Origin of the sequence: Streptomyces sp. NPDC048269 (assembly GCF_040652395.1) — a bacterium.
GTDB lineage: Bacteria > Actinomycetota > Actinomycetes > Streptomycetales > Streptomycetaceae > Streptomyces.
In genome coordinates this window covers 192,354-214,921 of the sequence record NZ_JBEZLW010000011.1, presented here as the reverse complement: position 1 = coordinate 214,921, position 22,568 = coordinate 192,354, and the positions used below count along the sequence as shown (strand labels likewise).

Annotated in this window: 23 protein-coding genes; 9 read left to right on the top strand and 14 right to left on the bottom strand. The window is 70.8% G+C overall.

The window, feature by feature from the left end; all coding sequences use genetic code 11:
- Window positions 1-398 precede the first annotated feature (398 nt).
- Both AB0D48_RS15910 and AB0D48_RS15905 read right to left on the bottom strand, forming a co-directional pair.
- The gene (locus tag AB0D48_RS15910) at window positions 399-1,253 is read right to left on the bottom strand and encodes a pentapeptide repeat-containing protein (RefSeq protein ID WP_362396012.1); all 855 of its coding nucleotides are present in this window, start codon (window positions 1,251-1,253) and stop codon (window positions 399-401) included.
- A gap of 2 nt (window positions 1,254-1,255) precedes the next feature.
- Window positions 1,256-1,750: a GNAT family N-acetyltransferase gene (locus tag AB0D48_RS15905; protein ID WP_362396010.1), complete on the bottom strand. Its 495-nt coding sequence runs from the start codon at window positions 1,748-1,750 to the stop codon at window positions 1,256-1,258.
- 64 nt (window positions 1,751-1,814) lie between these two features.
- Here AB0D48_RS15905 and AB0D48_RS15900 point away from each other — a divergent pair, with 64 nt between their 5' ends.
- The 4 genes from AB0D48_RS15900 to AB0D48_RS15885 all read left to right on the top strand — a co-directional run bounded on the left by AB0D48_RS15900 (window position 1,815) and on the right by AB0D48_RS15885 (window position 5,488).
- A complete protein-coding gene (locus tag AB0D48_RS15900; RefSeq protein ID WP_362396008.1) occupies window positions 1,815-2,423 on the top strand; it encodes a LysE family transporter in 609 nt (202 codons plus the stop codon).
- Between the two features lie 100 nt (window positions 2,424-2,523).
- Entirely contained in the window at window positions 2,524-3,318 is a 795-nt protein-coding gene (locus AB0D48_RS15895) for a thioesterase family protein (protein WP_362396006.1), read from the top strand.
- Window positions 3,319-3,536: 218 nt separating this feature from the next.
- Complete coding sequence (locus AB0D48_RS15890; RefSeq protein ID WP_362396067.1) at window positions 3,537-4,544, top strand: bifunctional lytic transglycosylase/C40 family peptidase; 1,008 nt, start codon at window positions 3,537-3,539, stop codon at window positions 4,542-4,544.
- 203 nt (window positions 4,545-4,747) lie between these two features.
- Entirely contained in the window at window positions 4,748-5,488 is a 741-nt protein-coding gene (locus AB0D48_RS15885; protein ID WP_362396003.1) for a phosphatase PAP2 family protein, read from the top strand.
- Between the two features lie 183 nt (window positions 5,489-5,671).
- On the opposite strand, the gene AB0D48_RS15880 is transcribed toward AB0D48_RS15885, so the two are convergent.
- Window positions 5,672-5,920, bottom strand: coding sequence for a hypothetical protein (locus tag AB0D48_RS15880; RefSeq protein ID WP_362396000.1), 249 nt, complete (start codon window positions 5,918-5,920; stop codon window positions 5,672-5,674).
- 145 nt (window positions 5,921-6,065) lie between these two features.
- The gene (locus AB0D48_RS15875; RefSeq protein ID WP_362396073.1) at window positions 6,066-6,338 is read right to left on the bottom strand and encodes a hypothetical protein; all 273 of its coding nucleotides are present in this window, start codon (window positions 6,336-6,338) and stop codon (window positions 6,066-6,068) included.
- A 132-nt stretch (window positions 6,339-6,470) separates the two neighbouring features.
- Between AB0D48_RS15875 and AB0D48_RS15870 the strand changes: the two genes are divergently transcribed.
- Entirely contained in the window at window positions 6,471-7,304 is an 834-nt protein-coding gene (locus tag AB0D48_RS15870; RefSeq protein WP_362395997.1) for a hypothetical protein, read from the top strand.
- Window positions 7,305-7,464: 160 nt separating this feature from the next.
- Window positions 7,465-7,620, top strand: coding sequence for a hypothetical protein (locus AB0D48_RS15865; protein WP_362396070.1), 156 nt, complete (start codon window positions 7,465-7,467; stop codon window positions 7,618-7,620).
- A gap of 26 nt (window positions 7,621-7,646) precedes the next feature.
- Here AB0D48_RS15865 and AB0D48_RS15860 read toward each other — a convergent pair whose 3' ends face one another.
- The gene (locus tag AB0D48_RS15860; RefSeq protein ID WP_030009310.1) at window positions 7,647-7,961 is read right to left on the bottom strand and encodes a metal-sensitive transcriptional regulator; all 315 of its coding nucleotides are present in this window, start codon (window positions 7,959-7,961) and stop codon (window positions 7,647-7,649) included.
- A 195-nt stretch (window positions 7,962-8,156) separates the two neighbouring features.
- On the opposite strand from AB0D48_RS15860, the gene AB0D48_RS15855 reads away from it, so the two are divergent.
- Both AB0D48_RS15855 and AB0D48_RS15850 read left to right on the top strand, forming a co-directional pair.
- Complete coding sequence (locus AB0D48_RS15855) at window positions 8,157-8,777, top strand: DUF47 family protein (RefSeq protein WP_008742369.1); 621 nt, start codon at window positions 8,157-8,159, stop codon at window positions 8,775-8,777.
- Between the two features lie 5 nt (window positions 8,778-8,782).
- The gene (locus tag AB0D48_RS15850; RefSeq protein WP_362395993.1) at window positions 8,783-9,781 is read left to right on the top strand and encodes an inorganic phosphate transporter; all 999 of its coding nucleotides are present in this window, start codon (window positions 8,783-8,785) and stop codon (window positions 9,779-9,781) included.
- A gap of 121 nt (window positions 9,782-9,902) precedes the next feature.
- Here AB0D48_RS15850 and pstB read toward each other — a convergent pair whose 3' ends face one another.
- The 7 genes from pstB to mshD all read right to left on the bottom strand — a co-directional run bounded on the left by pstB (window position 9,903) and on the right by mshD (window position 18,902).
- Complete coding sequence (gene pstB / locus AB0D48_RS15845) at window positions 9,903-10,679, bottom strand: phosphate ABC transporter ATP-binding protein PstB (RefSeq protein ID WP_362395991.1); 777 nt, start codon at window positions 10,677-10,679, stop codon at window positions 9,903-9,905.
- Window positions 10,680-10,707: 28 nt separating this feature from the next.
- On the bottom strand, window positions 10,708-11,790 hold the full coding sequence (pstA, locus tag AB0D48_RS15840) for a phosphate ABC transporter permease PstA (RefSeq protein ID WP_362395988.1): 1,083 nt from the start codon (window positions 11,788-11,790) through the stop codon (window positions 10,708-10,710).
- Window positions 11,790-12,779 (bottom strand): phosphate ABC transporter permease subunit PstC, encoded by a 990-nt coding sequence (pstC, locus tag AB0D48_RS15835; protein ID WP_362395985.1) that lies wholly within the window; start codon window positions 12,777-12,779, stop codon window positions 11,790-11,792. The genes pstA and pstC overlap by 1 nt, the downstream gene beginning before the upstream one ends.
- A 135-nt stretch (window positions 12,780-12,914) precedes the next feature.
- On the bottom strand, window positions 12,915-14,051 hold the full coding sequence (pstS, locus tag AB0D48_RS15830) for a phosphate ABC transporter substrate-binding protein PstS (RefSeq protein ID WP_362395983.1): 1,137 nt from the start codon (window positions 14,049-14,051) through the stop codon (window positions 12,915-12,917).
- Between the two features lie 245 nt (window positions 14,052-14,296).
- The gene (locus AB0D48_RS15825) at window positions 14,297-15,244 is read right to left on the bottom strand and encodes a CHAD domain-containing protein (protein ID WP_362395980.1); all 948 of its coding nucleotides are present in this window, start codon (window positions 15,242-15,244) and stop codon (window positions 14,297-14,299) included.
- 4 nt (window positions 15,245-15,248) lie between these two features.
- Entirely contained in the window at window positions 15,249-17,522 is a 2,274-nt protein-coding gene (locus AB0D48_RS15820; RefSeq protein WP_362395977.1) for an RNA degradosome polyphosphate kinase, read from the bottom strand.
- A gap of 447 nt (window positions 17,523-17,969) precedes the next feature.
- Window positions 17,970-18,902 (bottom strand): mycothiol synthase, encoded by a 933-nt coding sequence (gene mshD / locus AB0D48_RS15815; protein ID WP_362395975.1) that lies wholly within the window; start codon window positions 18,900-18,902, stop codon window positions 17,970-17,972.
- A gap of 170 nt (window positions 18,903-19,072) precedes the next feature.
- On the opposite strand from mshD, the gene AB0D48_RS15810 reads away from it, so the two are divergent.
- Window positions 19,073-20,887 (top strand): bifunctional metallophosphatase/5'-nucleotidase, encoded by a 1,815-nt coding sequence (locus tag AB0D48_RS15810; RefSeq protein WP_362395972.1) that lies wholly within the window; start codon window positions 19,073-19,075, stop codon window positions 20,885-20,887.
- A 99-nt stretch (window positions 20,888-20,986) separates the two neighbouring features.
- On the opposite strand, the gene AB0D48_RS15805 is transcribed toward AB0D48_RS15810, so the two are convergent.
- Together AB0D48_RS15805 and AB0D48_RS15800 are read right to left on the bottom strand one after the other, a co-directional pair.
- A complete protein-coding gene (locus tag AB0D48_RS15805; RefSeq protein WP_362395969.1) occupies window positions 20,987-21,631 on the bottom strand; it encodes a dihydrofolate reductase family protein in 645 nt (214 codons plus the stop codon).
- 103 nt (window positions 21,632-21,734) lie between these two features.
- On the bottom strand, window positions 21,735-22,517 hold the full coding sequence (locus AB0D48_RS15800) for an alpha/beta hydrolase (protein WP_362395966.1): 783 nt from the start codon (window positions 22,515-22,517) through the stop codon (window positions 21,735-21,737).
- Window positions 22,518-22,568: the final 51 nt, after the last annotated feature.

Below are 22,568 nucleotides of genomic sequence, written 5' to 3'. Positions count from 1 at the left end.
GCCTCAGACGTCGGCGGGGCCTGAGGGGCTTCGGCCCCAGTTCCCTGCGCCTCAAGCGCCAGCGGGGCTGGGATGTGCCTGGCGGGGCTGAAGGATCGGGGCTCCGCCCCGGGCCCCGCGCCTCAAGCGCCGGCGGGGCTGGATGGTGCGGCGGGGCTGGGATGTGCCCGGTGGGGCTGAAGGGTCTGCGCCTCAAGCGCCGGCGGGGCTGGATGGTGCGGCGGGGCTGGGGGGTCGTCGGGCGGGCTGGGGAGGGTTCGGCGGGGTAGAAGTTGCCGGGCGACGGTTGCCCGTCCCTGCACCGGGCCCGCGCGGGCACGGGCGGGGCTGGGATGTGCCCGGTGGGGGTGGAGATCCGGGGCTCTGGCCGTGCCTCGAGCGTCGGGGGGCTGGTGCGGTCAGGCCCAGTGGGTCGGGCGGGTGAGGGTGGGGGGGATGTGGGTGGTGGGGTTGCCGTGGGCGGCGTTGAGCTGGGGTTGGGTGAGGAAGACGGCGTTGCGGAGGTCCGCGTCGCGGAGGTTGGCGTCGCGGAGGTCCGCGCCGATCAGGTCGGCCGTGCGGAGGTCGGCGCGGCTGAGGTCGGCGGCGATGAGGTAGGCGCCGCGGAGGTTCGCGCCGCGCAGGTCGGCGCCGGAGAGGCGGGCGCCCATGAGGTCGGCGCCGCGGTGGTTCTTCTTGCGGCCCGGCACCTTGGCCCGTACGAGTTCGCTGGTCTTCAGCAGCAGGGTGTTGATCTTCTGGCGGAGGGCGCCCACGTCCAGGTCGGCGAGGGCCCGCGCGTCGGCGCGGGTCCACTCCTCGGTCTCCGTGAGCGCGTCGCGCAGCTGCGCGTGGACCGGCGCGGCGTCCGGGAGGGTCAGAGCCTCGGCGACGTAGAAGAGGAGCTCGTGCAGCTGCCGCATCACGGGGAAGACGTCGAACATCCGACGGGCCGTGCCGGGGTCGGTGCGCCAGTCGCGGCCGCCGAAGGTGACCTGGGAGACCTGCTGGCCCGCGCCGAAGCAGTCGAAGACGGTACAGCCCTGGAACCCCGAGTCGCGCAGCCGGGTGTGGATGCCGCAGCGGAAGTCCTCGCGCAGGCTCTTGCAAGGGGTTCCGGCGGGCTTGTTCACGGCGAAGTCGTTGGACCTGGCGAAGGGCAGGGCGACGCAGCACAGCGCGAAGCAGTTCGCGCAGTCGGCCTGCAGGACGGGGAGGTCGGGGAGGTCGGGCTGGGCGGGCCGGGCGGCGGGAGTACTGGACACGTCGTCCATTGTCACCGCTCAGGGGCCGTGAGCCGCATCTGGAGGGCGGTCCAGCAGACGCCGTCGACCTCCTCGACGTCCTTGAGGATCTCCTCCGTACGGAATCCGAGCTGCTCGTATATGCGGATCGCCGCGGTGTTGTGGGCCCAGACGCCGAGGCTGAGCTCCGGCAGGCCCAGCTCGCCGAAGCAGAGTTCGACGGCCTGGGTGACGAGGGCCCGGCCGTAGCCCTGGTCGCGGGCGTCGGGGGCGATCAGTACGCGGCCGAAACGGGTGCCGGCCACCGAGACGTGCCCGACGCGGTATTCGTCGGGGGTCACGGCGGTCCAGATGTGGCGGCCGGGCGCGGCGGCGTAGGCGGCGAGCTGTGCGTCGTCCAGGGGCCAGGTGAAGGCGGGGCCCGCCCAGGTCATCAGCTCGGCGGGGGTGGTCACCCACTCGCGCAGCAGCGGGGCGTCATCGGCCGGGCGGTAGGGGTGGAGGGAGAGCAGGTACGGGAAGGTCATTCCCCACGTATCGGGAGGGCGAACGGGGTTGATCGGGGAGGTGGGCCCCGGTGAGCATGCCGGTATGACAGAAGTGATCGCAGTCGCCGTCATTACTCTTCTCGCCGTGATCAGTCCCGGCGCCGATTTCGCCATGGTGGTCCGCAACAGCTACCTCTACGGGCGGCCCACCGGGCTGTTCGCCGCCGCCGGGGTCGCGGCGGGGGTCCTGGTCCACGTCTCCTACACGATGCTCGGGGTCGGTCTGCTGATCGCCTCCTCCACCGCGCTGTTCACCGTGATCAAGCTGGCGGGTGCGGCCTACCTGGTGTGGATCGGCATCCGCACCTTCCGGGCGCGGACCGAGGTGACCGTGGACCTGGAGTCCCAGCCGGGGCTGACCCGGCTCGGGGCGATGCGGTCGGGGTTCCTGACCAATGTGCTGAACCCGAAGACCACGCTGTTCGTGGTGTCGACCTTCACGCAGGTGGTCAATCCGGATACGCCGGTGTGGCAGCAGGCCGGCTACGGGCTGTTCATGTCGGCGGCGCACCTGGCCTGGTTCGGGGCGGTGGCGCTGTTCTTCTCGAACTCCCGGCTGCGGGACCGGATGCTGAAGGCGCAGAAGGCGCTGAACCGGGCCATCGGATCTGTGCTGGTGGGACTGGGGGTGGGGCTGGGGTTCGCCCGCTGACCGGTCGGCCGCGGTCGTCGGCCGCGGTCGTCGGCCCCGGTCGTCGGCCCCGGTGGCGCGGGGCTGGTGTGCCTGGTTACCTGTCGGTAGCGTGCAGGGTATGGGCGCTGTCGAGGGCTTCTTCGAACGGGTTGACACCGGGCGGTTCACCGCCACCGAGTACACGCGCGGGCCGTGGGACCCGGGCGCGCAGCATGCCGGTCCGCCGGCCGCTCTGCTCGGCAGGGCCGTAGAGGAGCGGCCGGGTGCGCGCGCGGACATGCGGATCGCCCGGATCACGTACGAGATCCTGCGCCCGGTGCCGATCGGCTCGCTGGAGATCACCACCAGCGTGCTGCGGGCCGGGCGCGGTACGGAGGTGGTGGAGGCCGCGCTCACGCCGGCGGGCGCGGACGCCCCGGTGATGCTGGCGCGGGCCCTGCGGATCAGGGTGGCGCAGGAGCCGGTGCCGGCCGTGGTGCCGGGGCCGCAGCTGCCGACGCCAGGGGAGGCCGTGGTCACGCCGTTCTTCCCGGTGCCGTGGGACACCGGCTATCACACGGCCATGGAAGCCCGCTTCACCGAGGGCGCCTTCGTGGAGCTCGGCCCCGGTACCTGCTGGATGCGGATGAGGGTGCCGCTCGTCGCCGGGGAGGAGATCCGGCCGCTGGACCGGGTGCTGGTCGCCGCCGACTCCGGGAACGGCATCAGCTCGGTGATGGACTTCGGCCGGTTCGTGTTCGTCAACGGCGACCTCACGGTCCACCTGCACCGCCATCCGGTCGGGGAATGGGCCTGTGTGGAATCCCGTACGAGCGTGGACGCGGCCGGCATCGGCCTCGTCGACGCCCGGCTCCACGACGAGAAGGGCCCCATCGGGCGCAGCGCGCAGAGCCTCTTCGTCGCACCCAGGTAGGGGCCGGGCCGCCGGACACGTGGCCGGTCCGCCGTGCCCCCGGCCGCCGGGTCGTGCGGACTGGACGGTGGTCTTCTGCCGCGTCGAGGATGACCCCACGAAGTACGCGAGCATCGCCTGTTCGGGCTTCCGAGTGGGGTAGTACGACATGCGACACGGCCGAATCACACGTTGAAGTGACGAGGATGGGGGAGGGTTGACGGGTGCGTAGATTCTGGATGGCCGGCGGGATCGGGTTCGGGCTGTGTCTGACCTTCGTGGTGCTGCTCGTCGTGGGGACGTACTCCGCGGCCGCGGGCCTGGTGGGGGCGGGGGCGGGCGGGCGTGCCGTCGGCCTCGCGAAGGGGGCGGTGCCCGCCAAGTACCAGGCGCTGGTGGAGAAGTGGGGCAACCTGTGCCCGGCCATCAGCCCGCCGCTGCTCGCCGCCCAGCTGTACTCCGAGAGCGGCTGGAACCCGAGCGCCGTCAGCCCGGCGGACGCGCGCGGGATCGCGCAGTTCATCCCCGGCACCTGGGCGGGTCACGGCATCGACGGTGACGGGGACGGGGACCGGGACATCTGGGACCCGAGCGACGCGATCCCCTCGGCGGCCTCGTACGACTGCGAGCTGGCCAAGGACGTGGCGAGCGTGCCGGGTGACGCGACGTCGAACATGCTCGCGGCGTACAACGCGGGTGCCTACGCGGTCATCAAGTACGCGGGGGTGCCCCCGTACAAGGAGACCCAGGGCTACGTGAAGACGATCACGACCCTGGCGAAGAGCTTCGAACGGCCCGTGGGCCGGGTGGCGCCCTCGCAACAGGCCGCCGGGGCCATCTACTTCGCGCAGAAGCAGCTCGGCACGCCGTACTTGTGGGGCGGCAACGGAACGCCCGACCAGGACGGGCGGTTCGACTGCTCGGGACTGACCAAGGCCGCGTACGAGACGGTGGGGATCGAGCTGCCGCGCGTGGCGAACGACCAGTACAACGCCGGTTCGCATCCCTCGCGCGACCAACTGCTCCCCGGGGACCTGGTGTTCTTCTCCGATGATCTGACGAACTCTCGGGAGATTCGGCACGTCGGGCTCTACGTGGGCGGCGGCTACATGATCAACGCCCCGTACACCGGCGCCGTGATCCGTTTCGACAAGATCGACACCCCTGATTATTTTGGTGCGACGCGCGTGACGAAGGACGGCGCCGCGGCCCTTCCGGAGCGCGCGGCGGCGAGCAAGGCGCCCTAGTGACGCTCTGTTAACCCAAGGCCCTGAGCTGCGACGATGAGTCACTCTTCGATAACGTTGGAGTGATCATTCAGTGGAGAGTGGAACGTAGTCGCCAGAACGGGCGTTCCATGGGCACGGGGGTTGATCACACGGGGGCGAAGGGGCGCACACCGGCGTGCGCCCGCAGGCGAACCACGGCAAGGGCAAGGGGCCGCATCACCATGGCTGGACTCTCAACCGGTGGGCCGAACGTGGATGTCAGCCTGCTGTACGAGATCAACGGAGTGGCCCGGCACGCCCCGGACTGGCTGGACCGGACCGTGAGCCTGGCCGGTGAGTACGGGATCCCGCTGGCCCTGGTGCTCCTGGTCCTGTGGTGCTGGCGAGGTGCCCGCCGCCAGGACGAGAGCACGGCCGTCGAGTCGTTCGCCGCGCTGGTGTGGGCCCCGCTGGCCGCCGGGCTGGCGCTGCTCGTGAACGCGCCGCTGCGCGAACTGGTCGGGCGGCCGCGGCCGTTCCACCAGCACGAGGGTCTGCAGGTACTCGATCCCACCCTCGATCCCGGTTTCGGCGCCGGTCTCGCGCAGCCGGAGTTCTCCTTCGTCAGCGACCACGCCACCCTCGCGATGGCCCTGGGCGTCGGCCTGTTCGTGGCGAACCGCAGGCTCGGGCTGATCGGGATCGGGCTGGCCTTCGCCGAAGGCGTGTGCCGCGTGTACACGGGCGTCCACTACCCCACCGACGTGATCGGCGGGTACGCGCTCGGCACCGCCGTGGTCCTGGTCCTCGCACCGCTCGCGATGGCGCTGCTGACGCCGGTGGTGCGGGCGGTGGCCGGCTCCCCGCGTCTGGGCCGTCTCGTACAGGCCAAGGGCCGGACCTGGCTCCGGCCCGTCGGCCTGGCCCAGCCGCAGACCCCGCCGGCGGAGCAGCTCACACAGGAGAGCGACCTCGCCGCCTGACGTCCTGACACGTTGACGCCGGCCTCGACGGGCTGCGCGCTGACGGACTGACCCCCTGACACGTACGGGGCCCTCAGGCGTGGGCGTACAACTCCCATACGGCGAGCAGCACGGCCGCCAGCAGGCACAGCCCCGCCACGCCGAAGCAGACGCGGACCGCCGCAGGGCGAGTCCGCGGCGGCGTCATCGGTCGCCACCCTCGGCGGGCCGCGCACCCGGCCCGTCCGCGCCGCCGGTACGGCGGGAGCGCAGCCACAGCCCGGTGGCCACGGCCGCAGCGGTCGTCAGTGCGACGGCCAGGGTCACGTCGCCGGGTCCGTCCGCCGAGCCCACGGGCCGGGCCCAGGCCGTGACGACCGGGGCCCCCAGGATGTCGAGAGCGATGAGCAGGGCCCAGAGGAGGGCCGCGAGGCGGGCTGCGGGTCCTGGCATGAATCAAGGGCATCCGCTGCGCTCCGCCCCGGCCAGCCGGGCCGTCCGAACGGGCGACGCCGGTCGTACCCGGCCGTTCCCGGAACTTCCTGGAACTTCCCGGAACCGGAACGTCGCGGAACTTCCCGGTCCTTGGCCTGCCCCGTCACTCCGTCGCGTGCCGGGCGGCGTCCTTGCGCGCCAGGTCGCGGGAGCGGCGGGCGGGCCCCGTCCAGCCGCAGGCGCAGACGGCCAGGCAGAAGGAGCCGCGGTCGGCAGTGGAGGCGGTGTGTGCGGTGGGCGGCGGCTGGGGCTGCGGCTGTTGCTGTGGCGGCTGTTGCTGTGGCGGCGCCGAGTCTTCGGCGGCGGGCCGCGGTGGCGGGAGCGGCACGGAGGAGGCAAGCGGAGGGGCCGGGGTCGCTTCGGTGTGCGGTTCCACGCCTCCACGGTACCCGGGTCGGCCACGGGCCGGGGACGTGTTCGGGCCGTGACGGGAAACCCCTGACCTCGTTAAGCGGAGCGGGTGGGGGCCTCGGGCAAACAGCGGTCACGCGTTGGGGGTTGGCAGGCGATGGTGGTTCACCAGCACAGGCGGCTGCGCGGACGTGTGGCTGGGGCGCTGCTCGCCGCCGGCGTCACCCTGGCGGTCACGGAGCTGAGCGGCTGCGCGGGCGGCGGCGCAGGCGACGACCGGCCCCCCGCGGACGCGGCGGCGGTGGTCCGCGGGGCCGCCGACGCGCTGGCGAGGGCGGGCACTGCGCAGGCCCGTACGGCCATGGAGATGGCCACCGGCGGCACCCGGGTCACGATCCGCGGTGAGGGCGGGGTCGACTTCAAGAACCGGATGGGCCAGCTGCTGGTCATGCTCCCGGCCGATGTGAAGGGCAAGGCCGAGCACCGGCCCATCACCGAGCTGCTGGTGCCGGGCGCGCTCTACATGAAGAACAGGGGGGCGGGTGTCCCAGACGACAAGTGGGTCCGGGTCGACACGACGGCCCTCGCCGACGGGAACCTCGTCACGGGCGGGGCCACCGATCCGCTGGTCGCGGCCGAGCTGCTGCGGGGGGCGCAGGAGGTCACGTACGTCGGGGAGACCGAGGTGGCGGGCATCAAGGTGCGGCACTACCGGGGGACCACCGACATCGGGCGGGCCGCGGGGAGCGCGTCGCCGGAGGCCAGGGGGGCGCTGGAGGCGGCGGCGAAAGGGTTCAGCAAGGACACCGTGCCGTTCGATGCCTACCTGGACGAGGAGGGGCGGCTGCGGAAGGTCCGCCACCGCTTCACGTACGTCAACAATGGCGTGATCGATGTCTCGTCGACCACGCTGCTGTACGGATTCGGGACGCCCGTGACGGTCGTATTGCCCGCAAGCGGGGACATTTACGCCGGGAAGATCGCCGAATAGCGGAGGTGGGCCCTGGCCGACGGTGTGATCGGGCCATGGCCGGGTATCCGGAAATGGTCCATCCGTGTCATGCGCCGTGTGCCGCGGCCTCCCTAGGCTGAGAAGACGAGCGCCGACGCTGACGACCGATGACCGAAGACGGCAGATTGGGGTGACACGCGTGACTCCCGCAGGCGGTACGACGGTGCAGGACCACGTGGCGCTCGCCGAGATCGAGCTGTGCGGTGAGCTGATCATCGCGGCGTCGGCCGCGGTCGAGGACCGCTTGAGTCAGGATCGGATCGACGAGGTGCTGATGGGCATCTGGTCCGGCTGACCCGCCGCCGGCCCCGCGGGGCCGGGTCAGGTGCGCAGGAGACGGGCGATGGCCTTGGTGGCTTCCTCGACCTTGGCGTCGATTTCGGTGCCGCCCTTCACGGCGGCGTCGGCCACGCAGTGGCGGAGGTGTTCCTCCAGGAGCTGGAGGGCGAAGGACTGGAGGGCCTTCGTGCTCGCCGAGACCTGGGTGAGTATGTCGATGCAGTAGACGTCCTCGTCGACGAGTCGCTGGAGGCCGCGGATCTGGCCCTCGATCCGGCGCAGCCGCTTGAGGTGCTCGTCCTTCTGGTGGTGATAGCCGTGGACGGCTCCGGAGCCCTCGGCCTCGATGGTGGTCATGCGTCCTCCCGTGGTCCGGAACGAGGGACGTATACCCCTCATGGGTATAGGGTACTGGGCTCCTGCCGCGGGGGCAGGGGGTCCGTGGTCCTCACTCTGCCTGATGGAGGACACTGGGGAACCGCCGGTTAGCCGTGGCCGGGGGATGCGCCTAGCATCAGCCTGACCGAATCCAATGCACCCCGAGGACCTCACGTGCGATTTCGTCTGACCCCCAGGGAGACGAGCTTCTACGACATGTTCGCCGCATCCGCGGACAACATCGTCACGGGCTCCAAGCTCCTGATGGAACTGCTCGGAGCGGACTCCTCCGCCCGGGCCGAGATCGCGGAGCGGATGCGGGCGGCGGAACACGCGGGGGACGACGCGACCCACGCGATCTTCCACCAGCTGAACTCCTCCTTCATCACGCCGTTCGACCGCGAGGACATCTACAACCTGGCGTCGTCGCTCGACGACATCATGGACTTCATGGAGGAGGCGGTCGACCTGGTCGTCCTCTACAACGTGGAGGAGCTCCCCAAGGGCGTAGAGCAGCAGATCGAGGTGCTGGCGCGCGCGGCGGAGCTGACCGCCGAGGCGATGCCGCACCTGCGGACGATGGACAACCTCACCGAGTACTGGATCGAGGTCAACCGCCTTGAGAACCAGGCCGACCAGATCCACCGCAAGCTGCTCGCCCAGCTCTTCAACGGCAAGTACGACGCCATCGAGGTGCTGAAGCTCAAGCAGATCGTCGACGTGCTCGAAGAGGCGGCCGACGCGTTCGAGCACGTCGCGAACACGGTGGAGACCATCGCGGTCAAGGAGTCCTGAACCTCGTGGACACCTTTGCCCTGGTCGTGACCATCGGTGTCGCGCTCGGCTTCACGTATACGAACGGCTTCCACGACTCCGCGAACGCGATCGCCACGTCGGTCTCCACGCGGGCGCTGACCCCGCGGGCGGCACTGGCGATGGCGGCCGTGATGAACCTCGCCGGTGCCTTCCTGGGCAGCGGGGTCGCCAAGACGGTCAGCAAGGGCCTGATCGAGACGCCCCACGGCAACCGCGGCATGTGGATCCTCTTCGCGGCGCTGGTCGGCGCGATCGTCTGGAACCTGATCACCTGGTACTTCGGCCTGCCCTCGTCCTCCTCGCACGCGCTGTTCGGCGGCATGGTGGGCGCGGCGCTGGCCGGTGGTACGGAAGTGATCTGGTCGGGTGTGGTCGACAAGGTCGTCATCCCGATGTTCGTCTCGCCGGTCGTCGGTCTGGTCGTCGGTTACCTGGTGATGGTGGTCATCCTGTGGATGTTCCGCCGGTCCAACCCGCACAAGGCCAAGCGCGGCTTCCGTATCGCGCAGACCGTGTCGGCGGCCGGCATGGCGCTCGGCCACGGCCTCCAGGACGCCCAGAAGACGATGGGCATCGTCGTGATGGCCCTGGTCATCGCCGACGTGCAGGCCGCCGATGCCGCGATCCCGGTCTGGGTCAAGATCGCGTGTGCCGTGATGCTGTCGCTGGGTACGTACGCGGGTGGCTGGCGCATCATGCGTACGCTCGGCCGCAAGATCATCGAGCTGGATCCGCCGCAGGGCTTCGCGGCCGAGACCACGGGCGCCTCGATCATGTTCGGCTCGGCGTTCCTCTTCCACGCGCCGATCTCCACCACCCACGTGATCACCTCGGCGATCATGGGTGTGGGCGCGACGAAGCGGGTGAACGCGGTCCGCTGGGGCGTCGCCAAGAACATCATCCTGGGCTGGTTCATCACCATGCCGGCGGCCGCCCTCGTCGCCGCGTTGAGCTTCTGGATCGTGGACCTGGCCTTCGTCTAGCGACGCGGCGGGCAGACGAAAGCGGGCCGGCTCCCCCCACCCAGGGGGAGCCGGCCCTCTTCTTTCTTTCGCCTTGCGGTGGCACCGCCATGCAGCACCGCAGGACGTTCACGGCATCTCGTCAGCCGAAGCGGCCCGAGATGTAGTCCTCGGTCGCCTGGACGGACGGGTTGGAGAAGATCCGGTCCGTGTCGTCGATCTCGACGAGCTTGCCGGGCTGGCCGACCGCGGAGAGGTTGAAGAAGGCGGTGCGGTCCGAGACGCGGGCCGCCTGCTGCATGTTGTGCGTCACGATGACGATCGTGAAGCGCTCCTTGAGCTCGCCGATCAGGTCCTCGATCGCGAGGGTGGAGATCGGGTCGAGGGCCGAGCAGGGCTCGTCCATCAGCAGGACCTGCGGCTCGACCGCGATCGCGCGGGCGATGCACAGACGCTGCTGCTGGCCGCCGGAGAGGCCGGAGCCCGGCTTGTTCAGGCGGTCCTTGACCTCGTTCCAGAGGTTGGCGCCCCTGAGGGACCGCTCCACTATGTCCGTGAGCTCGGACTTCTTGAAGCTGCCGTTCAGGCGCAGGCCCGCCGCCACGTTGTCGAAGATCGACATGGTGGGGAAGGGGTTGGGGCGCTGGAAGACCATGCCTACCGTGCGGCGGACCGCGACCGGGTCCACGCCGGGGCCGTACAGGTTCTCGTCGTCCAGGAGGACCTTGCCCTCGACGCGGCCGCCGGGGGTGACCTCGTGCATCCGGTTGAGGGTGCGCAGGAAGGTGGACTTGCCGCAGCCGGAGGGGCCGATGAAGGCGGTCACGGAGCGCGGCTCAACGGTCATCGAGATGTCGTCGATGGCCTTGTGGCTGCCGTAGAAGGCGGAAAGGCCGCTGACGTCGATTCGCTTGGCCATGAGGGGTCACTTCGCTTTCATAGTCGCGTCAGCGACCGGTCTTCGGGGCCTTCCAGCGGGCGATGCCGCGGGCCACCAGATTGAGGATCATGACGAAGGCGATCAGGACGAGCGCTGCGGCCCATGCCCGGTCGTAGGAGGCTTCACTGCCGACCTTGTACTGCTCCCAGATGTAGAGGGGGAGCGAGGACTGGGCGCCTTCGAAGGGGTTGCCGTTGATCAGCTGGGAGCCGAAGACCAGCAGCATGATCGGCGCGGTCTCACCGGCGATGCGGGCCACGGCCAGCATCACACCGGTGGAGATACCGCCGATGGCGGTCGGGAGCACGACCTTGAGGATCATGCGCCACTTCGGCACACCGAGGGCCAGGGCGGCCTCGCGCAGCTCGTTCGGGACGAGCTTGAGCATCTCCTCGGTGGAGCGGACCACGACGGGCATCATCAGGATCGACAGGGCCATGGCGCCGGCGAAGCCGGAGGGGCCGAAGCCGAGCATCAGGTTCCAGGTCGTCAGGATGAACAGACCCGCGACGATGGAGGGGATGCCGGTCATGACGTCGACGAAGAAGGTCACGGCCCGGGCGAGCGAGCCCCGGCCGTACTCGACCAGGTAGACGGCGGTCAGCAGGCCGATGGGAGCCGCGAGCAGGGTGGCCAGGGCGACCTGCTCGATGGTGCCGAGCAGGGCGTGGTAGACGCCGCCGCCTTCGTCGAAGCTCGTCACGCCGTTCATCGAGTGGCTGAGGAAGTTCGCGTCGAGGAGCTTCAGACCGCGGCTGATCGTGGTCCACATCAGCGAGAGCAGCGGGACGACCGCGAGGACGAAGCAGACCCACACGACGGAGGTCGCGACGCGGTCCTTGGCCTGGCGGCGGTTCTCGATCACCGCGCTCGCGGTGTACGTGACGAGGACGAACAGCAGGGCTGCGATCAGACCCCACTGGATCTTGCTGTGGAGGCCGAAGACGAGGCCGATGCCGCTGCCGAGGGCGATCGAGAGGACCGTGATGCCGGCCGGGGCCCAGCGGGGCAGGCCGCCTCGGGTGAGGCGGGTGGGGGCGGCGGACTTCGGGGCCCGGGCGGGCCGCTGGTCCTGCAGTGCGTGGCTCATCAGGCGTTCGCCCCCGAGAAGTCCTTGCGGCGAGCGATGATCAGGCGAGCTGCACCGTTGACCAGCAGGGTGAGCAGGAAGAGGACCAGACCCGAGGCGATCAGCGCGTCCCGGCCGAACTCGTTGGCCTCGTCGAACTTCGCGGCGATGTTCTGCGCGAAGGTGCCGCCGCCCGGGTTCAGGACGTGGAACGAGATCAGGAAGCTCGGGGAGAGGACCGTCGCGACGGCCATGGTCTCGCCGAGCGCGCGGCCGAGGCCGAGCATCGAGGCGGAGATGACACCGGAGCGGCCGAAGGGCAGCACCGACATCCGGACGACCTCCCAGCGGGTCGCGCCGAGGGCCAGGGCGGCCTCCTCGTTCATGCGCGGGACCTGGAGGAACACCTCGCGGCTGACGCTGGTCACGATCGGCAGGATCATGATCGCGAGCAGGATGCCGACGGTGAAGAGCGAGCGGGCGACACCGATCTGGGTCTTGTCGAAGACGTACGTCCAGCCCAGGTACTCGTCGAGCCAGAGGTTCAGGCCGTTCAGCTGCGGGACGAGGAAGAGGGCGCCCCAGATGCCGTAGATGATCGACGGCACGGCGGCCAGCAGGTCGACCACGTACGCGAGGGGCGCCGCCAGCCTGCGCGGCGCGTAGTGCGAGATGAAGAGGGCGATGCCGACAGCGATCGGAACCGCGATGGCCATCGCGATGATCGAGCTGACGACGGTGCCGAAGAGCAGGACGGCGATGCCGAAGACGGGCGGGCTGGCCGACGCGTTCCAGTCGAAGGTGGTGAGGAAGTTCCCCTCGTTCTTCGACAGGGCGATCGAGGCGCGGTAGGTGAGGAAGGCGGCGATCGACGCCATGATCACCAGGAGCAGGATGCCGGATCCCTTGGAGAGGCCGGCGAAGACCTTGTCCCCGGCACGGCCGGTGGACCTTCCGCTCTTGGTGACAGGCGGAGCCGTGTCTATCTGGGTGGGTGTGGTGGAAGCCATGGTCTTTCCGGTCTGTGTGGGGGGCAGGCCCCCTGGCGGCGGTGCACCGGATTCCCCTGGGCGAAGGGGAAGGTCCCCCCGAGGTGTTGGTTGCCCGGACGGGGGCGGCCGACACCTCGGGGGTCAGGATTTGCTTCAGCCGAGGGTCTTGATGACTTCGCGGACCTTGGCGTTGATCTCGGCCGGGATCGGCGCGTAGCCGTTCTCGAGGAGGACCTTCTGGCCCGAATCGGAGGCGGTGTAGTTCAGGAAGGACTTGACGGTCGGAAGGGTCTCGGCCTTGTTGCCCTTGTCGCAGACGACCTCGTACGTGACCAGGACCAGCGGGTAGGCGCCCTCGGCCTTGGTGGTGTAGTCGAGCTTCAGGGCCAGGTCGCAGCCGGTGCCGGCGATCTTGGCGGCGGCGATGGCCTTGGAGGCGTTCTCGCCGGTGGCCTTGACCGGGGCGGCGGCACCCGTGTTCAGGTCGACCGTCTTGATGCCCTGCGAGCCGGCGAAGGAGAGCTCGAAGTAGCCGATCGCACCGTCGACCTGCTTGACCTGGGCGGCGACACCGGCGGAGCCGGAGGCGGCCTGGCCACCCGGAGCGGCCCACTTCTTCGCGGCCTCGTGCGGCCAGGCGTCGGGCGCGGCGGCCTTGAGGTACTTGGTGACGTTCTCGGTGGTGCCCGAGTCGTCGGAGCGGTGGAAGGCCTGGATGGCGGTGGAAGGAAGCGTGACGCCGGGGTTCAGCTTCTTGATCGCCTCGTCGTCCCACTTCTTGATCTTGTCGTTGAAGATGTTGGCGACCGTGGCGGCGTCGAGGTTCAGCTTGTCCACGCCGGCGACGTTGAAGCCGAGCGCGACGGGGCCGCCGACCATCGGCAGGTTGACGCCCTGGCCACCGGTGCAGACCTTCTTCGACTCCTCGACCTGCTCCGGCTTCAGCGCCGAGTCGGAGCCGGCGAAACCGACGCTGCCCTGGTTGAAGGCGACGATGCCCTCACCGGAGGAGGAGGACTTGTAGTTCACCTCGACGCCGGAGCAGACGGCCATGTAGTTCTTCACCCACAGCTCGACCGCGTTCTTCTGCGCGGACGAGCCCGAGGCCAGGAGCTTGCCCTTGGCGTCGTCGCACTTGATGTCGCCGGCGGCGGCCGCGGAGGGCTTCGCCGTCCCGTCGGCGGTCTTCGTGTTGTCGTCCGAGCCGCACGCCGTGAGGACCAGGGCGCCGGACACGACGAGCGCCCCGAGGGCGGAGGCACGAAGCATGTTCTTGCGCTGAAGCTTCACTTTCGGGTGTTCCTTCCAGAAGCCGCCGGCCGCTTTCTCTATCGGGGCGGCGTGCGAAGAGGACTACGTCGGTTGCCCGGGTGGGCCGCTGGTTCTGGCCGGCGACGCGCTCCGTGCACCACTCAAATTAGGCAGAACAGGTGAAGCGGCCGACCGGGGCGAGTGAACGGACGGTGAACCGTGGCGGACGACCCGGTGCGTTCGCGCGGCTGTACCCACAGCCGTAAGCGGACGTTATCCGCCCGTTACCTCGGCGTGACGGCGCTGCCCGATGCCAGGGGCGCCGGGAGCCAGATCTGCCGGAAGGCGAAACGGGCGGCCTCGACCTCGTGCCGCTGGTCCGCGTGCAGGACGCCCAGGGCGTACGCCGTGGCCGGGGCGATGCGCGGGGTGCGCGCCGCGGTCGCCGAGGCGGCGGCCGCCTCGGCCGCGTCGCGGTGGCGGTCCAGGGCCTCGCCCGCGGCCGCCGCTCGGGTCACGTCGTCGCCCAGCGCCTCCCGGGCGTACCGGTGGACCCGCAGGAGGCGGCGTACCTCGTGCCAGCGCCCGTCGTGGTCCGCGTCGTAAGGGTGCGTGACCTCGGCCGGCGGCAGCGCCGCGACGGCCGCCGACAGACGGGTTTCGGCCACTGCCGCCAGGGGGACCAGGACGTCGTCCACCTGCCCCCGGGCCGCGACCGCGTCCAGCGGGACCTCGGAAGCCAGCACGGCGACCGCGTCCGCCACCGCGTGGAAGCGGGCGGAGCCGAGCGCCTGGAGCGTGGCCGAGTGGGAGCGGGTCCGCGCCAGGGTCAGCTGCCGTTCCAGCAGCGCACCCGCCCGCGCCGAGCCCACCGTGAGGGCGCCGGCCGAGCCGCGCGGCGCCGGAACCCCGGAGTCCCCCGACAGCCGGCGCAGCGCGTCCATCAGCCGGTCCAGCCGGGCGGCGTACGCGTGCTCGCCGGCCAGCGTCGAGGACAGCCACACCAGCTCGGTGCGCAGCCCGTCCGCCCAGGAGGACTCGGTCACCACCCGGAAGGTGGCCAGGGATCCGCTGATCCGGCGCGCAGCCCCCCGCAGGCTGCGCGCCGCGTCACTGCCCTCCGCGGCGTCGGCTCCGCTCTCCTCGTGCAGGCGCAGCCCGCGGAGGAAGGCGGTGGCCTGGGCGCGCAGGTACGCGCCGAGCACGTCGCCTGCGCGGGGCGGAGCCGTCATAGGGTCAAGGTTTGGCTGAGCCACGCCGGCGCCTCCGGGCGTCTATGAGCATCTCCTGTACGTGCCGCAGCGGCTGGCCTTCCGCGTCCGTGCTGTGCCGGGTCCATTCGCCGTCCGGGCCCAGGTGCCAGGAGGAGGTGGCGTCGGACATCCCGGCTTCCAGCATCCGGTCCAGGGCCGCGCGGTGGGCCGGGTCGGCGACCCTGACCAGTGCCTCGATACGGCGGTCGAGGTTGCGGTGCATCATGTCGGCGCTGCCGATCCACACCTCGGGTTCGCCGCCGTTGCCGAAGGCGAAAACCCGGGAGTGCTCCAGGAAGCGGCCGAGGATCGAGCGGACCCGGACGTTCTCCGAGAGCCCGGGGACCCCTGGGCGCACCGCGCAGATGCCGCGCACCCAGATGTCGACCGGGACGCCCGCCTGCGAGGCCCGGTACAGCGAGTCGATCAGGGCCTCGTCGACGATCGAGTTCATCTTCAGGCGCACGTACGCGGGACGGCCGGCCCGGTGGTGGGCGGTCTCCTTGTCGATCCGGGCTATCAGCCCGTCGCGCAGCGAGCGCGGAGCCACCATCAGCCGGCGGTAGGTCTCGCGGCGCGAGTACCCGGACAGCCGGTTGAACAGGTCGGAGAGGTCCGCGCCTACCTGCGGGTCGGCGGTGAGCAGGCCGAGGTCCTCGTAGAGCCGGGCGGTCTTGGGGTGGTAGTTGCCGGTGCCCACGTGCGAGTAGCGGCGCAGCTGGTCGCCCTCCTGGCGGACGACGAGGGACAGCTTGCAGTGGGTCTTGAGGCCGACGAGCCCGTAGACGACGTGGCAGCCGGACTCCTCCAGCTTGCGCGCCCACTTGATGTTGGCCTGCTCGTCGAAGCGGGCTTTGATCTCGACGAGTACGAGGACCTGCTTGCCTGATTCGGCGGCGTCGATCAGGGCGTCCACGATCGGGGAGTCGCCTGAGGTCCGGTAGAGCGTCTGCTTGATCGCGAGGACGTCCGGGTCGGCCGCGGCCTGCTCCAGGAATGCCTGCACCGAGGTGGAGAAGGAGTCGTACGGGTGGTGCAGCAGCACGTCCCGCTCGCGCAGCGCGGCGAAGATGTCCGGCGCGGACGCGGACTCGACCTCGGCCAGGTCCCGGTGGGTGCCGGCGATGAACTTGGGGAACTTCAGCTCGGGCCGGTCCAGGGAGGCGATCCCGAAGAGGGCGGTCAGGTCCAGCGGGCCGGGCAGCGGGTACACCTCGGAGGCGTTGACCTTCAGCTCCTGCACCAGGAGGTCCAGTACGCCCGGGTCGATGGACTCCTCGACCTCCAGCCGCACCGGCGGGCCGAAGCGGCGCCGCATGAGCTCCTTCTCCAGGGCCTGGAGGAGGTTCTCGGCGTCGTCCTCCTCGACCTCCAGGTCCTCGTTGCGGGTCACCCGGAACATGTGGTGCGCCAGCACCTCCATGCCGGGGAACAGCTCCTCCAGGTGCGCGGCGATGACGTCCTCCAGCGGGACGTACCGGTGCGGGGAGGCCTCCAGGAAGCGGGAGAGGAGCGGCGGGACCTTGACCCGGGCGAAGTGGCGGTGGCCGCTGACCGGGTTGCGCACGACCACGGCCAGGTTCAGCGAGAGGCCCGAGATGTACGGGAACGGGTGCGCGGGGTCCACGGCCAGCGGGGTCAGCACCGGGAAGATCTGGTTGCGGAACAGCGTGAAGAGGCGGGCCTGCTCCTTCTCGGTGAGGTCCGGCCAGCGGATGAGGTGGACGCCCTCCTCGGCCAGCGCCGGCGAGATGTCCTGCTGGAAGCAGGCGGCGTGGCGGGCCATGAGCTCGCGCGAGCGCGTCCAGATGAGGTCCAGCACCTCGCGGGGCTGCAGGCCCGAGGCCGAACGGGTGGCGACACCGGTCGCGATACGCCGTTTGAGGCCGGCCACGCGGACCATGAAGAACTCGTCGAGGTTGCTCGCGAAGATCGCCAGGAAATTGGCGCGCTCCAGGAGCGGGGTCGTCGGGTCCTCGGCGAGCTCCAGCACCCGCTCGTTGAAGGCCAGCCAGCTGCGCTCGCGGTCGAGGAAGCGGCCGGGCGGGAGCTCGCCGCCGTCCTTGTCGTCGTAGGCGTCCAGGTCGGCGTCGAGATCGGGCTCGAGATCGACGTGCGGACGGTGCGCGGAGATGGAACCAATCCGCGCGTGGGTGCCGGTGACGGCGTTGGCGGTGCCATTGCCTGCGGCGCCGGGCGTGTGCGACGGGTGCTGGGCGGGGACCTCGGTGGGGCCTGCGCTGGGCTGGTGGCTCATGACTCCATTCTTCCGCGCACGGGGGAGGACAGGCGCGTCGGAAGCGTCGGCCGTCAGCCGGAGGCGGGGGTACATGCGGGGAGGGTCGCAAGCGTGTCTTAATGCCCGGTTAATGGCGTGTGGCTTCCCGGGTCTCGCTGGCGCACGAGTCCGTCGCGTGTGCGCCGGGGGGTCCGGTGTGCGGTGTCCGCGGGGGTCCGGTTCGGGGGTGCGCTGTGCGCGGGGGTCCGGTCCGGGGTTGCCGGGTTTGCGGGGGCCCGGTGCGGGGGTGCGGTGTGCGCGGGGGTCCGGTCCGGGGTTGCCGGGTTTGCGGGGGCCCGGTGCGGGGGTGCGGTGTGCGCGGGGGTCCGGTCCGGGGTTGCCGGGTCCGCGGGGGTCCGGTGCGGCGCCATTGCCCGGGGCTCCGCCCCGGACCCCCGCGCCTCACACGCCGGCGGAGCTGGAGGCTCAGCTCTCCGTGCGGTACATCAGGTCGACCTCGTGGGTCGTGAAACCGAGGCCCTGGTAGACGGCGAGGGCTGCCGGGTTGTCGGCGTCCACGTACAGCATCGCCGTCGGAAGGCCCGCCGCGGCGAGGTGGCGCAGGCCGATCGCCGTGAGGGCCTTGCCGAGGCCGCCGCCCTGGGCGCCGGGGCGGACGCCCACCACGTACACCTCGCCCAGCTGCTCGGCCTCGTGGATCTTCGTCCAGTGGAAGCCGACCAGCTCGCCCTCGCGCTCGGCGAGGAAGAACCCCTTGGCGTCGAACCACGGCTGCGCGATCCGGTCGTTGAGGTCCCGCTGGTTCAGCGCGCCCTGCTCGGGGTGGTGGGCGAAGGCGGCCGCGTTCGCCGCGAGCCAGGCCGCGTCGTCGGTGCCGGGCACGAAGGTCCGTACGGTCACACCCGGCGGGAGCACCGGCTCGGGCAGCGGCTCCGCGCCCGGGCCGAGCGGCCGGCGCAGCTGGCGCAGCTCGCGGAAGAGGGTCAGGCCGAGCACCTGGGCCAGGTGCCGGGCGGCCGACTTGCCGCCGTGGGCCCATACCCGGATCCGCTTGCCGGAGGCGGCCAGCAGGGCCGTGCCGAGCGCCCGCCCGTGGCCGCGCCCGCGCAGCGCCGGGTGGATGACGAGCTCGGCGGCCGGGGCCTCCACCGGGTCGGTGTCCTCCAGTTGCCCGTATCCGGCGAGCCGGCCGCTCTCGGTGAGCAGGAAGTGCCGGATGCCCTCGCGCGGGCCGCCGCGCAGCTGGAGCCGCCCCTGCTCGGACACGGCCGTGGTCCCGTCGGTACGGGCCGCGTCCTCGATCAGGGCGAGCACGGCTCCGGCCTGTTCCTCCGTCAGCTCGTCGAGGGTCTCAATCTGCCGTCCCGGCTCCAGGGCCGCTGCTGCTGCGTCAGTCATACCCCGAGCCTACGACCGCAGGGGGCGCATGGCGGAGTGCGGCCCCGGCGGTGATCCGTCTTCTGCGCGTAACCAGCTCGATACCGGTTACCCCCTGTCGTGCTACGCGCGTTGACAATAGGCTGCGGCGGACCTCCCATGTTTGTCTCGCTGTCCACAAAGGGGACTAAATGTCAGCGACGCCACAACGGCACCCCCGCGCCCGCCGGTTGACCCTCACCGCCCTCGCCGTCACGGCCGGGGCCGGGGCGATGGTCGCCGCCGCACTGCCGGCCGGAGCCGCGAGTGGTGGCGGTGCCGCCAAGGGCCGCACCGTCGACGTGCAGCTGCTGTCGTTCAATGACTTCCACGGCACGCTCGAGCCCCCGCAGGGCTCCTCCGGCACTGTGACCGAACGTCAGGCCGACGGCACCACCAAAGCCATACCCGCGGGCGGGGTCGAGTACCTCGCGACCAGCCTGCGCGAGGCCCGCAAGGGCCACGAGTACTCCGTCACCGCAGCGGCCGGTGACATGATCGGCGGCAGCCCGATGCTGTCCGGGCTCTTCCACGACGAGCCGAGCGTCGAGGCGCTGAACAAGCTGAAGCTGGACGTCACCAGCGTCGGCAACCACGAGTTCGACGAGGGCAAGTCCGAACTGCGCCGCATGGCGTACGGCGGCTGCCACCCGGTCGAGGGCTGCTTCGAGCCGGGCAAGGAGTTCACGGGCTCCGAGTTCAAGTACCTCGCCGCGAACGTCACGGACGAGAAGACCAAGCGTCCGATGATGAACCCCACCTTCATCTGGAAGAAGGGGGACGTGAAGATCGGCTTCATCGGCGTCACCCTGGAGGGCACTCCGGACGTCGTGACCGCCGAGGGCGTCAAGGGCCTGAAGTTCGGCGACGAGGTCGAGACGATCAACAAGTACGCCGCCGAGCTGAACAAGCAGGGCGTGAAGTCGATCGTCGCGCTGATCCACGAGGGCGGCCTGCCCGCGAACGGCGCGTACAACTACGACTGCGACGTCCCGGGCGCGGGCGCCGGCGTCTCCGGTGCCATCGTGGACATCGCCAAGAACGTGGACCCGAAGGTCGACGCCCTGGTCACCGGACACACGCACCAGGCGTACGCCTGCAACATCCCCGACCCGGCGGGCAACCCGCGCATGGTGACCTCCGCCGCCTCGTACGGCCGGCTGTTCACGGACTCCACCCTCACCTACGACCGGCAGACCAAGGACATCGTCCGTACGCCGGTCAGCGCGCCCAAGCCGGTCAACAAGGTCGTCACCCGCGACCAGCCCAAGGCCGCGGACATGACCGAGCTGATCCAGCGCTGGAGCGCGCTGGCGGCCCCCGTCGCGAACCGCCCGCAGGGCTTCATCTCCGCCGACATCCCGGGCCGCGGCTCGGAGGCGTACGAGAAGCCGCTGGGCGACCTGATCGCCGACGCGCAGCTCGAGGCGCTGGCCCCGGCCGACAAGGGCGGCGCGCAGCTGGCCATCATGAACCCGGGCGGCATCCGCGCCGACCTCGCGTACAAGGCCTCGGGGGCCGAGGGCGACGGTGTGGTGACCTACGGCGAGTCCTACACGGTCCAGCCGTTCAACAACATGATGAACATCGTGGACCTGACCGGCGCGCAGCTGATCACCGCGCTCCAGCAGCAGGTCAGCGGGCCGGTCAACGGCCCGAGCCCGAAGATCCTGCAGGTGTCGAAGGGCTTCACGTACACCCTGGACATGACGAAGACCGGCGCGGACCGCGTGGTCGTCGACTCGGTGAAGCTGAACGGCGCGGCGATCGACCCCGCCAAGACCTACCGCGTCGCGATGAACGAGTTCCTCGCGGGCGGCGGTGACGGTTTCACCGTCCTGAAGGAGCACAAGAACAAGCTGGTCGGCGCGCCCGACCTGGAGTGCTTCAACGCCTTCCTCGGGAAGTCGACGGAGACGAGCCCGATCGTCCCGCCGGCGGCGGACCGGATCACGGTCATCAAGTAGTGCCGGTACCGGTGAACCGCTCGTACCAGTACCGGTGACACCGCGCACAGCACGCCCGAAGGGGCGGTGGGCCCGTCGGCCCGCCGCCCCTTCGGCTTGTCACTTCCGCCAGAACAGGTGGTGCGTCACTCCGCTCGGGCTGGGCACGACATCGCAGTGGAAGCGGTCCAGTAGCTCGTCGGGCGACTCCCAGAGCCGCACCCCGGATCCGAGCCGCACGGGCGAGACCGCCACGTGCAGGGTGTCGACGAGTCCGGCGTCGAGGAACTCCCGGATGGTGGTGGCCCCGCCGCCGAGCCGGACGTCCTTGCCCTGCGCCGCCACCCGCGCCCGTGCGAGCACGGTGGCCGGGTCGGCGTCGACGAAGTGGAAGGTGGTGTCGGAGAGCGTGAACGAGGGGCGCTCGTGGTGGGTCATGACGAACACCGGGGTGTGGAACGGGGGCTCGTCACCCCACCAGCCGCGCCATTCGTGGTCCTGCCAGGGCCCGCGCTGCGGTCCGAACTTGTTGCGGCCCATGATCTCGGCGCCGATGTTGCGCCCGAAGTCCCGCGTGAAGTAGTCGTCGAGGCCCCGGCTGCCCCCGGGGGCGGTCCGCATGGGCCAGCTCGCCGTGGCGCCGGCCCAGGAGAACAGCTCACCGGGATCGGCGTGGCCGAACGGTCTCTCCAGGCTCTGTCCCTCACCGGCACCGAATCCGTCACTGGAGACAATGAAGTTCTGGACCCTCAGCAACTGGTTCACGTGTTCCTCCTGTGCGTCGACAACGATGAGACTGCCGGTGCGGGCCGAACTCATCGGTGTGGACGCGGCCGGTCGGTCACCCGGTCGGGGGCGGGCGGGCGGTCTAGAGCCCGGCCAGGAACTTCCGCACGGCCTCGTGGAACCCCTGCGGGTCCTGGAACGGGGCGAAGTGCTCGGTGTCGAGGGCGGTGTACGAGGTCCCGGGCCGCCGGGCCACCATCGCGTCGGCCTGCTCCCGCAGGAGGACGTCGCTGCGCAGGCCGTGGATCAGCAGCGCCGGGCAGCGGCTCGCGAGCCAGACGTCCCAGCGGTCTCCGTACCCGGCGGCGAGGGTGTCCAGGGTGGCCTGAGGGTCGAACGGCAGCCGCCAGCCGCTCCCGTCGGGCAGCAGCCGCAGGGCCGGGCCGACCATCTCGCCGAGGGGGCCGGCGGCGGTGATGAGTTCCTCGCGGGTCGGTGCGGTGTACGGCAGGTGGTGGAGGAAGTCCCAGAAGTCCGGGCCGTCCCCCCGCACGATCTCTACGGGCGCCTCGGCGTTGACGAGCGCGGAGACCAGCCCGGGGTGGCGGGCGGCCAGGTGGTACGCGTTGAGGCCGCCGAGCGAGAACCCGAGGACGGGCAGCGGCTCGGCGAGGCCGAGGTGTTCCAGCAGGGCGACGGCGTCGGAGACGTAGCCCTCGCGGCTGTACTCGGCGGCGCGGTCGGAGTCGCCGTGGCCGCGCTGGTCGGGGGCGATGACCCGCCACTCGTCGCCCAGGGCGGCGGCCAGGCCGGTGAAGTGGGCGCCTTCGGACATGCCGCCGTGCAGGGCGAGCAGCGGGCGGCCGGTGCCGCCGAAGTCCAGGTAGGAGAGGGTGCGGTCGTCGATCTTCAGCTCGTGGCGCATGGCTGCTCTTGCCTCCCGTAGGACCGTGGATCTTCCGATGGCTGAAGCCTG

Bases quoted from the DNA above. Each gene is read 5' to 3' on its own strand.
- AB0D48_RS15820 (WP_362395977.1), bottom strand. From the start codon at position 17,522: ATGAGCCACCAGCCCAGCGCAGGCCCCACCGAGGTCCCCGCCCAGCAC.
- AB0D48_RS15860 (WP_030009310.1), bottom strand. From the start codon at position 7,961: ATGACCACCATCGAGGCCGAGGGCTCCGGAGCCGTCCACGGCTATCAC.
- AB0D48_RS15885 (WP_362396003.1), top strand. From the start codon at position 4,748: ATGGCTGGACTCTCAACCGGTGGGCCGAACGTGGATGTCAGCCTGCTG.
- pstA (WP_362395988.1), bottom strand. From the start codon at position 11,790: ATGAGCCACGCACTGCAGGACCAGCGGCCCGCCCGGGCCCCGAAGTCC.
- AB0D48_RS15895 (WP_362396006.1), top strand. From the start codon at position 2,524: ATGGGCGCTGTCGAGGGCTTCTTCGAACGGGTTGACACCGGGCGGTTC.
- mshD (WP_362395975.1), bottom strand. From the start codon at position 18,902: ATGACTGACGCAGCAGCAGCGGCCCTGGAGCCGGGACGGCAGATTGAG.
- AB0D48_RS15890 (WP_362396067.1), top strand. From the start codon at position 3,537: ATGGCCGGCGGGATCGGGTTCGGGCTGTGTCTGACCTTCGTGGTGCTG.
- AB0D48_RS15810 (WP_362395972.1), top strand. From the start codon at position 19,073: ATGTCAGCGACGCCACAACGGCACCCCCGCGCCCGCCGGTTGACCCTC.
- pstC (WP_362395985.1), bottom strand. From the start codon at position 12,779: ATGGCTTCCACCACACCCACCCAGATAGACACGGCTCCGCCTGTCACC.
- AB0D48_RS15905 (WP_362396010.1), bottom strand. From the start codon at position 1,750: ATGACCTTCCCGTACCTGCTCTCCCTCCACCCCTACCGCCCGGCCGAT.
- AB0D48_RS15870 (WP_362395997.1), top strand. From the start codon at position 6,471: ATGGTGGTTCACCAGCACAGGCGGCTGCGCGGACGTGTGGCTGGGGCG.
- pstB (WP_362395991.1), bottom strand. From the start codon at position 10,679: ATGGCCAAGCGAATCGACGTCAGCGGCCTTTCCGCCTTCTACGGCAGC.
- AB0D48_RS15910 (WP_362396012.1), bottom strand. From the start codon at position 1,253: ATGGACGACGTGTCCAGTACTCCCGCCGCCCGGCCCGCCCAGCCCGAC.
- AB0D48_RS15880 (WP_362396000.1), bottom strand. From the start codon at position 5,920: ATGCCAGGACCCGCAGCCCGCCTCGCGGCCCTCCTCTGGGCCCTGCTC.
- AB0D48_RS15900 (WP_362396008.1), top strand. From the start codon at position 1,815: ATGACAGAAGTGATCGCAGTCGCCGTCATTACTCTTCTCGCCGTGATC.
- AB0D48_RS15825 (WP_362395980.1), bottom strand. From the start codon at position 15,244: ATGACGGCTCCGCCCCGCGCAGGCGACGTGCTCGGCGCGTACCTGCGC.
- AB0D48_RS15800 (WP_362395966.1), bottom strand. From the start codon at position 22,517: ATGCGCCACGAGCTGAAGATCGACGACCGCACCCTCTCCTACCTGGAC.